This window comes from Delftia sp. ZNC0008 (genome assembly GCF_000799035.1).
Lineage (GTDB): Bacteria > Pseudomonadota > Gammaproteobacteria > Burkholderiales > Burkholderiaceae_C > Comamonas > Comamonas tsuruhatensis.
In genome coordinates this window covers 1-3,992 of sequence record NZ_JTKZ01000433.1, presented here as the reverse complement: position 1 = coordinate 3,992, position 3,992 = coordinate 1, and the positions used below count along the sequence as shown (strand labels likewise).

The following is a 3,992-nucleotide window of genomic DNA, read 5'->3' as shown; positions in this document are numbered from 1 at the left end:
CGTGCAGACGGAGGAGGCGAGGGCGCTGGAGGCTGACCCGGCGGCGGCCACGCCCTGGATCGATGCCGCAGCGCTGGCGCGTGGGCTGGACCGCCTGGTGCTGGCCGATCGCATCCGGGCCAAGGATGGCGCATACCGCCAAGTGCACGGCCTGCTGACGGGCACGCGCCAGCGCATCGAGGACCAGATCGATGCGGCGGCCGACGACGCCCTGGCGCTGTCGCAGATCGATGTCGCGGCCGGCTGGCCTGCGGCCCCCGTGTAGGGTTCGCCAGCGCGGCCCGGCCCCGGAATCATCGGGGCCATGAAAACTGAAACCCTCGACACGCTCGCAACGGCAGGCAGTCGCACCACCGGCGGCGGGGCTGTCGTTGGCTTTCTCGGCTGGCTCGCCTCTTCCCAAGCCATCGGCTTGCTGGGCATCTGCATTGCGCTTCTGGGCACCTTGGTGAACTGGTACTACAGGCGGGAGGCCGATCGACGGTCGGAGGCAAAGGCTCGTGACGAAGCGGCAGAGCGCGCACTGCGCATGGAGTTGATGCGCAAGACTGGCATCCCCTTCCGGCCCGCCTGTGAAGAGCCAGAGCAATCAACAACCGACATGGGTGCGTTATGAGCAAGACCCCGCGCACCGCCGTTGCCGCGCTCACCATCTCGGCGGCTGGGCTGCTGGCCACGCTGGGCGTGGAGGGCTTCCGGCCTGACCCGCACATCCCGACCCAGGGCGATCGGCCGACCATCGGCCACGGCTCCACGGTCTACGAGGACGGCACGCCGGTGCAGATGTCCGATCCGCCCATCACGCGCGAGCGAGCGCTGCAGCTGGTGCGCAGCCACACATCCAAGGACGAGGCCATGTTCCGAGCCAGCTTGCCTGGCGTGGCCCTGTACCAGGCGGAATACGACCTCTACCTGGACTTCACCTACCAGTACGGCATCGGCGCCTGGCGCGCCAGCCCCATGCGCACTCGGCTGCTGGCCGGGCAGTTCGCCCCCGCCTGCCAAGCGCTGCTGGGCTATCGCTTCATGACCAGCTCCAGGAAAGAAGGGCCGGGCTGGGAGCCCTACCAGTGGGACGCGGCCGGCCGCCCGAAGCGCTGGCGCTACGACTGCAGCACGCCGGGCAATCGCATCTGCCGCGGCGTCTGGACTCGGCAGCAGGCGCGGCACGCCGCGTGTATGGAGGCCCAGCAATGAACCCGATCCTCTGGGCAATGTGGTGGTACTGGTGGAGGGGTGGCCGGTGATCCCCGCTCTCTACACCCATGTGGCCGCTGCCGCTGTGGCCGCCGTGCTGGCATGGCAGTTCCAGGGCGCGCGCCTGGGCGCCGAGCTGGCCGAGGCCCGGCTAGAAACCACCACCCAGCAACTGGCCACCAGCACGGCCCAGCGCGCGGCCGACGCCCGCGTGCGCCAGGCCGAGCAGGCCATGAACACCAAATACCAAGGAGCCCTCAATGCCGCCCGTGACCGCGAGGCGCTGCTGCGCCGTGATTTTGACCAGCTGCGCACTGTCTCTGACGGCCTGCGCGAGCAATCCGCAGATGCCGCCCGCCGACTTGCCAGCGCTCCCCCTGCTGCCGTCATTGAGTACGCCACTGCCCTCGGAGCCGTATTTGAAGACTGCCGCGCAGCGTATGGGGACATGGCAGCAGCGGCTGCAGGGCACGCAGCTGATGTCCAAACCCTCGGCGCCGCCTGGCCCGTGATCCCATCCCCGAGCCTGCCGGTCGCAGGCACCACCGCAGAAGGCAATCCATGAACACCTCTCCCATCAAACCCACAATCGGCCGCCGTGTCTGGTTCCGCCCGAGTGCTCAGTTTCTGGAGCGCAACCCAACCGTGACGCAACTGGGGTCTGGCCAGCCGATGGACGCCGGCATCGTCTATGTTCACCACGACCACATGGTGAATCTGGCCGTGTGTGACCACGTTGGCCGGACGCATATGGTGCCGAGCGTACCGCTTCTGGCCGGTCAATGGGAGCCGAGCGACGATGACTACATGGTGTGCGAATGGATGCCGTACCAGAAGGGCCAGGTGGCGAAGGCCGAAGCCGCGCCAGGCGCTATCGAATCCAAGGCCTACGGCGACGGCACAACAGCCACCGGCCCAGGCCCTCTGCCCGACCTCTCTCCGACCGAACAGTCCATCGAAGCCGAGATCCAGGCCAAGGGCAAGACAGCGGCACGGGTCACCCCGGATGACATCCAGCGGGAGATCGTGGAGGAGACCTACTTCACTGCTGCCGAAGGCCGGCACGGCCACTCGCACAAGAACCACGGCTTCCAGTACGCCGAGTTGGCGCAAAGCCCTCTCAATTTGCTGACGTTCTGTGTTTTGGAGCTGCGCAACGGCTTCACCGTCACAGGCGAGTCGGCCTGCGCGTCCCCCGAGAACTTCGACGCCGCCATCGGCCGCTGCATCGCGCGCGCGAACGCAGTGCAGAAGATCTGGCCGTTGCTGGGCTTCCGGCTGCGCGACAAGCTTGCGGCTGGCGCCTAAGCCGCAGGCGCCGGGTCAGCCGGCGCTATCGACACAACTGAGCCGTCGATTGCGACCATTTCGCCTTTCGTCGCGGGGTCGGCTTCGAGCGGCACGCCCCACATCAGACCTGGGTGCCCGCCTTTGTGCATCACATGGTCCAGGTGATACAGCTCCTCCGGGGGCAGCCGGAAGCGCTGCGGATACTTGTCGCTGCCGTGGGCCTTCCAGTGTCCCTGGAAACCCTCCACGACGCGCTGGTGGACTGTGTGCTTGGGATGTGTCGGATCGATTGCCATGGGCGGCATTGTGCCCGTGCGTCAGAACGGCGCAGGCGATCGGATGACCTCCACAGGCCCGAAGCCGCGGTACACGACATTGCCCTCAGGGTCCAGGACGATGGACCACCATGGAGCCGTGTGCACAACCCGGTAGCACTCCGGGGCCAGCGGGAGGATCTCCTGCCCACATACCGCCGCCCAGCCCGATGGCCATACCACTGTGGGGTGCAGGCAGTTCAGCGGGTCGTCATCTTCATACATGGTGGTTCGCCAGAATCTGGACCGGCCCCAGGCCGCTGTACACCAGCGCGCCGCCCGGCCCGCGCACTTCAAACCATCCGGGGTGCGCTTCCACTATCCGATAGGCCTCTGGCGGGGCTGGCAGCGGCTCAATCTCAGGCACGCCGAACCATTCGGGCATGCGGAGCAGGGCGAATTTCTGGGTTGCTTGAGGGGTGATCATCTGGACCTCCTGGAGATCGGGTTTGCATAATAACTGTACATTCATACAGTGAAAATGTCATGACCCAGGATTCAGCAGGGTTGGCAGATCTGCCAGGCCGATATCGCTCAGAGGGCTGCGCGCCCGGCAGCGAGCAGGAGCGCAAGGGCCAAGTCGAGGCCGGCTGGCGCACGACCATGCTGCGTTTGCGCTTTTGTGGCGTCTACCTGTCCGTGCCGATGTTGCGTGACATCCGCCGCGTCACGGGCCTGCTGGTCACGACCAGAGGAGGGTATGGCGATGATCGCGTGGACATCATTGATCCCGGATCGGGGGATAAGCTCACGAGAGGGATGACCCAGGTGGAAATGCTGCGAATGCGCGAGGACGGGTCCATGCTGCTGCGCGGCCAAGAATGGGATGAAGGGGGCCTGCGGCGGTGGAACCAGACTTGGCTGTGCTGCCCGGACGCTGCCGGCATTGATCCGGCGCTGCAGCTGATGCAAAGCTGGCTTGGAGGGCAGTACGCTACGGCCAAGGCTGCAATCGAGCGGCCAACCAAGAGGTGGCCCTATGTGTAATCGCTACACCCCGCCGGAAGAGATAGAGATCGAGCGTGCCTTCGCGCTGGGACGCCAAGCGCCGAACAGGTGGTGGAAGCCGCACGTCACGCCGCTGGCCCTGGGGCCGTATATCAAGCCCGGCGGCGTGCTGGAAGTTGGGCAGTGGGGCATGATTCCGCGCAGCTCGAAGACGCGGCGGCCCATGACGGTCGACGGCAAGCC

7 protein-coding genes and 2 pseudogenes are annotated in these 3,992 nt (G+C 66.4%); 7 read left to right on the top strand and 2 right to left on the bottom strand.

The window, feature by feature from the left end; genetic code table 11:
* The 5 genes and pseudogenes from L995_RS34375 to L995_RS34810 form a co-directional block, all read left to right on the top strand.
* Nucleotides 1-265: pseudogene (locus L995_RS34375) on the top strand (hypothetical protein); the annotation flags it as partial.
* Between the two features lie 39 nt (nt 266-304).
* Nucleotides 305-616, top strand: coding sequence for a holin (locus tag L995_RS14270; protein WP_046988297.1), 312 nt, complete (start codon nt 305-307; stop codon nt 614-616).
* Nucleotides 613-1,197 (top strand): glycoside hydrolase family protein, encoded by a 585-nt coding sequence (locus L995_RS14265; protein ID WP_047472385.1) that lies wholly within the window; start codon nt 613-615, stop codon nt 1,195-1,197. Before L995_RS14270 ends, L995_RS14265 begins: the two co-directional genes overlap by 4 nt.
* A 46-nt stretch (nt 1,198-1,243) precedes the next feature.
* The gene (locus L995_RS14260) at nt 1,244-1,762 is read left to right on the top strand and encodes a hypothetical protein (protein ID WP_016453335.1); all 519 of its coding nucleotides are present in this window, start codon (nt 1,244-1,246) and stop codon (nt 1,760-1,762) included.
* Nucleotides 1,759-2,505: a Gp49 family protein gene (locus tag L995_RS34810; protein WP_016453334.1), complete on the top strand. Its 747-nt coding sequence runs from the start codon at nt 1,759-1,761 to the stop codon at nt 2,503-2,505. Before L995_RS14260 ends, L995_RS34810 begins: the two co-directional genes overlap by 4 nt.
* Here L995_RS34810 and L995_RS14250 read toward each other — a convergent pair.
* Both L995_RS14250 and L995_RS14245 read right to left on the bottom strand, forming a co-directional pair.
* On the bottom strand, nt 2,502-2,783 hold the full coding sequence (locus L995_RS14250) for a hypothetical protein (protein WP_016453333.1): 282 nt from the start codon (nt 2,781-2,783) through the stop codon (nt 2,502-2,504). The genes L995_RS34810 and L995_RS14250 overlap by 4 nt on opposite strands.
* A 235-nt stretch (nt 2,784-3,018) precedes the next feature.
* Nucleotides 3,019-3,228 (bottom strand): hypothetical protein, encoded by a 210-nt coding sequence (locus tag L995_RS14245; RefSeq protein ID WP_016453331.1) that lies wholly within the window; start codon nt 3,226-3,228, stop codon nt 3,019-3,021.
* A gap of 59 nt (nt 3,229-3,287) precedes the next feature.
* On the opposite strand from L995_RS14245, the gene L995_RS14240 reads away from it, so the two are divergent.
* On the top strand, nt 3,288-3,788 hold the full coding sequence (locus L995_RS14240; RefSeq protein ID WP_016453330.1) for a hypothetical protein: 501 nt from the start codon (nt 3,288-3,290) through the stop codon (nt 3,786-3,788).
* Nucleotides 3,781-3,992 (top strand): annotated as a pseudogene (locus tag L995_RS14235) (DUF159 family protein); the annotation flags it as partial. The gene L995_RS14240 and the pseudogene L995_RS14235, both read left to right, overlap by 8 nt.

Bases quoted from the DNA above. Each gene is read 5' to 3' on its own strand.
- L995_RS14250 (WP_016453333.1), bottom strand. From the start codon at position 2,783: ATGGCAATCGATCCGACACATCCCAAGCACACAGTCCACCAGCGCGTC.
- L995_RS14240 (WP_016453330.1), top strand. From the start codon at position 3,288: ATGACCCAGGATTCAGCAGGGTTGGCAGATCTGCCAGGCCGATATCGC.
- L995_RS34810 (WP_016453334.1), top strand. From the start codon at position 1,759: ATGAACACCTCTCCCATCAAACCCACAATCGGCCGCCGTGTCTGGTTC.
- L995_RS14265 (WP_047472385.1), top strand. From the start codon at position 613: ATGAGCAAGACCCCGCGCACCGCCGTTGCCGCGCTCACCATCTCGGCG.
- L995_RS14270 (WP_046988297.1), top strand. From the start codon at position 305: ATGAAAACTGAAACCCTCGACACGCTCGCAACGGCAGGCAGTCGCACC.
- L995_RS14245 (WP_016453331.1), bottom strand. From the start codon at position 3,228: ATGATCACCCCTCAAGCAACCCAGAAATTCGCCCTGCTCCGCATGCCC.